General features: G+C 67.7%; 3 protein-coding genes and 1 pseudogene. 3 read left to right on the top strand and 1 reads right to left on the bottom strand.

The genetic code is table 11. The features are described 5' to 3' along the window. Both RMO81_RS06445 and RMO81_RS06440 read left to right on the top strand, forming a co-directional pair. Positions 1 to 390 (top strand): PaaI family thioesterase, encoded by a 390-nt coding sequence (locus RMO81_RS06445; RefSeq protein ID WP_409049592.1) that lies wholly within the window; start codon positions 1 to 3, stop codon positions 388 to 390. Beyond that, positions 387 to 854: a PaaI family thioesterase gene (locus tag RMO81_RS06440; protein WP_310474964.1), complete on the top strand. Its 468-nt coding sequence runs from the start codon at positions 387 to 389 to the stop codon at positions 852 to 854. The genes RMO81_RS06445 and RMO81_RS06440 overlap by 4 nt, the downstream gene beginning before the upstream one ends. Here the strand turns inward: RMO81_RS06440 and RMO81_RS06435 are convergent. Then, entirely contained in the window at positions 793 to 1,887 is a 1,095-nt protein-coding gene (locus RMO81_RS06435; protein WP_409049591.1) for a glycerophosphodiester phosphodiesterase, read from the bottom strand. The genes RMO81_RS06440 and RMO81_RS06435 overlap by 62 nt on opposite strands. Before the next feature lie 136 nt (positions 1,888 to 2,023). On the opposite strand from RMO81_RS06435, the pseudogene RMO81_RS06430 reads away from it, so the two are divergent. After that, positions 2,024 to 4,956, top strand: a pseudogene (locus RMO81_RS06430) (alpha-2-macroglobulin); the annotation flags it as partial.

The following is a 4,956-nucleotide window of genomic DNA, read 5'->3' as shown; positions in this document are numbered from 1 at the left end:
GTGCGCAGGTCGAGCGTGGCATGCGGTTCAAAGGCGCCGCGGGTGAGCATTGATGCCATGCCGTTCACCGCCCATCTGCTGGTCGATCCCGATCACGGTATCTGGGCCTCCGGCCCGATCATCACGCTGATGGATACCGCTGTCGGCATGGCATCAATGCTCACCCGCGGCGCCTTTGAACCGCATGCCACGCTCGACCTGCGCACCGACTATGTGCGCAGCCCCAAACCGGAAGCCACGGTGACGGCGCGCGGCGAATGTTACCGCATGACCCGCCAGATCGCTTTCGTGCGCGGCCTGGCCCATGATGGTGATCCGGCCGATCCGATCGCCCATGTCACGGGCACCTTCATGTTTGCCGCCTCCAAATTGGCAGGCGGCTGGCAATGACCAGCCCCGCCCTTGCCACGCTGCTGCGCCAGCCCGCCGGCCGGCTCGACATGCTGCCCTATGCGGCGCTGCTCGACCTGTCGTTCGAATGGGTCGATGGCGAACTCCAGCTCGTCATGCCCTTTGCCGAAACCTTGATCGGCTCGCCCGGTCGGCTGCACGGCGGCGCCATTGGCGGCCTGCTGGAACTGGCCGGCCTGCTCACCGTGATTGCCGCCCAGCCCGAAGGCGAAGCGCTGCCGCGCGTGCGCCCGGTCACCGTGACGGTGGATTTCATGCGCGAAGGTGCCGCCCAGGAAACCCGGGCCGCTGCCAGCATCACCAAGCTCGGCCGCCGCGTGGTGAATGTGCAAGCTCAGGCGTGGCAGGGATCACGCGACAAGCCGATCGCAGCGGCTCACATCAATTTCGTGCTGGATTGGCCCGATCAGACGAAGCAATCGGCGGCGGCGCCAGCGCCCTGACCGCTGCAGCGGTGGAATCGCTGAACAGGCCATCGATGCCGGTGGCCAGATAGGCGCGGATTTCGGCTTCCACATCGCCGGGCAGGCGCGGATCACTGCCTGATTTCAGGCCTTCGGGCAGGAAATAATTCTCTGGCCGAAATGTCCACGGATGCACCTCCAGCCCGGCGGCATGCGCGTCCTGCACCAGGCTGGTCGGCTGGGCCAACCGGCCATCCGGCCCGCGCGGGATGATCATCACCCGTTCCGGCCCGATGCCGGCCGCATAGGTCGCCACTGTCTTCAAACCATCGGCGCTGGCCAGTTCGGCATAGGCATAGCCATCTGCCGATTTGCCCGATGATCCCATCAACTGGATCAGCCGCACCCCGGTCTGGCCTTTTAATGCCTTCAGATTGTCGACCTCGAAGCTCTGGATGAACACCGGCGCTTCGCGCGTCGTCCAGCCGACCTTCGCCAATTCGGCCAGCAAGACCGGCTCCAGCGGCAGGCCAAGGCCACGGAAATAGCTGGGATGCTTGGTTTCGGGATAGATGCCGATGGTGCGCCCGGTGCGCGCCGAAGCCGATTTGGCCAGCGCAATCACCTCGGCCAAAGTCGGGATCTCGAACTGGCCGTCAAATTCGGCATTGGCCGGGCGCAGCTGCGGCAGGCGTTCCTTGGCGCGCAGCGTCTTCAGTTCGGCCAGCGTGAAATCTTCGGTGAACCAGCCGGTGAACGCCTCGCCGTCGATGGTCCTGGTCGTCTTGCGGCTGGCAAACTCCGGGTGAGCCGCCACATCAGTGGTGCCGGAAATCTCGTTCTCATGCCGCGCTACCAGCTGATGATCCTTGGTCGCCACCAGATCAGGTTCGATAAAGTCGGCACCCTGCGCGATGGCGCGTTCATAGGCAGCCAGCGTGTGTTCGGGGCGTTCGGCGCTGGCGCCGCGATGGGCGATGATGATCGGCGGGGCAGGCGGCGGCAGCGGGACCGGCGCGGGTTTCAAAGGAGCCATCAGCAGCAACACCAGCGGAGCGAGGATCATGGGCATGGATAGCGCCTAGCGCCGCCGCATGACAGAAAAAAGGCAGAAGGCACCGCAACGCGCAGCAGCAAACGCGCTGAACAGCAGTGCTCGTGCCGGCAATCGCTTGTTGCGCCAGTGCTTTCACGGCAAGCTGCGCGCCATGCCGAATCCGACCCGCCTGCGCCTGATCGCTGCCTTTGCGGCCGGCGGACTGGTGCTGGCCGTGCCGCTGATCGGGCAAGCGCGACCAGGGGTAACAGGGTTCTCGCCAGAAGGTTCAGTCGCAGCCCCGCGCCAGATCGTGGTGCGGTTTGCGACGCCGATGGTGGCATTGGGCAGCAACGCGCCCGCCCCCATCACCGGGGCCTGCGCGGCAGGCGGTGCGGCGCGCTGGCTCGATCCGCAGCGCTTTGCCCTTGATCTGCCCGCCCCGCTGCCGGGCGGGCGGGCCTGCAGCTTCACGCTCTCGCCCGCGCTCAAGGATCTGGCCGGCCGGCCGCTGCCCACCGCGGGCCCGTTCCGTTTCACCACCCCAGGGCCATCGCTGCGCGCCATCGCGCCCGATTATGAAGAACCGGCCGAAGACCAGATTTTCCTTGTCGCCAGCGAAGCTCCGCCCACCCCGGCCAGCCTTGCCGCCAATGCCGCCTGCCTGGTGGAGGGCGTGGGCGAAAAAATCCCGCTCGACATCCAGCCTGATGCAACGCGTGACGCCATCATCAAAGGCGCGCGCGGCAACTGGAACCTGAACTGGTTTCTGGAACAGGCTGGCTGGCGCACCAGCGAAGGCGGCGAACCACGCAGCCGGGCCAGCATCACGGCGCTGAAATGCCGTCGCCCGCTGCCCGCTGGCGGCAAGCTGACCATCATCTGGGGCAAGGGCGTTGCGGCTGCCAATGGCCTCAGCGCCGGCGCCGACTGGCAGCGGCGCTTCACTGTGCGCCAAGCCTTCACGGCGCGCATCGAGTGCACGCGGGTGAATGCCGGCGCCGCCTGCTCCCCGCTCGATTCCATCCGGCTGAGTTTTACAGCGCCGGTGCCGCGTGCCGTGGCACTGCAAGCGCGGTTGGTGCAAAACGGCCGCGCCATCGCGCCAGAGCCGCCGAAGGACCGCGCCAACACGCTGCAGGAACTGCGCTTCAAGGGGCCGCTGCCGGCGCGGGCGACGTTCCGCGTCACCCTGCCCGCCGCGCTGGCCGACGACAGCGGCCGCAGATTGGCCAATGCCGATCGCTTCCCGCTGGCCATCGCCACCGCCGATTATCCGCCATTGGCCAAATTTGCCGGCAGCTTTGGGATACTGGAGGCCGAAGAAGGCGGCGTGCTGCCGGTCACCCTGCGCGGCGTCGAAAATCCGCTGCCGGCCAGCATGCTCGCCCTGCCAACCCGCAGCATCAGCACCACCGATGATGCCGCCATCGCCCGCTGGCTGCGGCAGCTGGAAAAGGCCGAGGAACGCAGTTTCCGCAGCGAGCCGCTCAGTGATGGCGGCACGCGCAGCATCGAAACCACCGGCAGCCAGCCGCTCATCCCCGCCCGCCAGCCAGCCCGCCGCTTCAGCGTGGCGCGCGCCAAGGACGGCGCGATGCAAGTGGTGGGCATCCCGCTGAAAACCCGCGGTTTCCATGTTGTGGAGATCGCCTCGCCATTGCTGGGCAGCGCGTTGCTGGGAACGGGCCAGGTCCGCCATGTTGCCACCGGCGCGCTGGTCACCAACATGGCAGTGCATTTCCAGTGGGGCGATGGTGCCAGCCTGGCCTGGGTGACGCGCCTGAACGACGCCAGCCCGGTGCCCGGCGCCGCCGTGCGCGTGACGGACAGCTGCACGGGCACGCTGTTGTGGCAGGGCAAGAGCGACGCCCGGGGCCGCGCGCTGATCCCTGCCGGCTTGCCGCGCCCGGAAAGCTGGAGCGGCTGTGAACGCGGCCAGACCGCGCCGCTGCTGATTTCGGCACGCACCGCCGACGATTACAGCTTTGCCCTGTCCGGCTGGGGACGCGGCATCCAGGGTTTTGATTTCAACCTGCCGACCGGCACCGGCAGCCTGGGCAGCATCGCCCATGCCGTGCTTGATCGCACGCTGGCGCGGCCCGGCGAGCGCATCAACCTGAAACTGTTCGAACGCACAGCCAGCGACACCGGGTTCGGTCGCCCCGCCGTTACCGCCCGAACGCTCGCCACCCGCACGCTCACCGCCCGCCATTGGGCCAGCGAAACGGTGCTGAAGGTGACACTCGGCCCCGGTGCTGATCCGGTCGGCCATGTTGATCTGCCGGCCACAGCGCCAGCCGGTGATTGGGATTTGCAGCTGGCAAGCGAAGGCAGGGAAGACCGCAGCGTTGGCCGGTTCCAGGTGGAGGAATATCGCCTGCCCGCCAGCCGCGCGAGCATCAGCGGGCCCAAGGCGATCCCCGTCGCGCCGCGCAGCCTGCCGCTTGATCTGGCGCTGTCCTACCTGTCGGGCGGCGCTGCGGGCGGCACGCCGGTCACCTTGCGCACGCGCGTTGTGCCGCGCAGTGTCGAGGTGGCGGGCTATGACGGCTGGCGTTTTGACGCTGAACCGGTGAAGCCAGGCCTGGCCGCGCTTGATGGCGACGGCAACGAAGCGGGCGCCGGCACCATCGCCCAGCGCGCCGCTGAACAGCCGCTCACGCTTGGCCCGGCCGGCACGGCGCGGGTGTCGGCCAGCGGTTGGCCGGCAGTGATGGCCCCATCCACGCTGGTGGCCGAAATGGACTATCCCGACGCCAATGGCGAGGTGGCCACCAAGGTGGCACGGCTGAAGCTGGACCCAGCGGCGGTGCGGATCGGCATCGCCACGGATGGCTGGCTGAGCAAGGCCGATGATCTGCGGTTGAAGCTGGTGGTGCTCGATCTGGCCGGCAAGCCGGTGCGCGGCCAGAAGATCAGCGTGCGCCTGTTCGCGCGCGAGATCCTCTCCACCCGGAAGCGGCTGGTTGGCGGCTTTTATGCCTATGACAATGCGCGCGATACGCGTGAGCTGAAGGCCAAGTGCAGTGCCACCAGCGATGATCGCGGGCGGGCACTGTGCACACTGGATGCCGGCGTTTCGGGCGAAGTGCTGGCGCTGGC

This window comes from Sandarakinorhabdus sp., from assembly GCF_031422795.1.
Classification (GTDB): domain Bacteria; phylum Pseudomonadota; class Alphaproteobacteria; order Sphingomonadales; family Sphingomonadaceae; genus Sandarakinorhabdus.
This window is presented reverse-complemented; position numbering and strand designations above follow the sequence as displayed.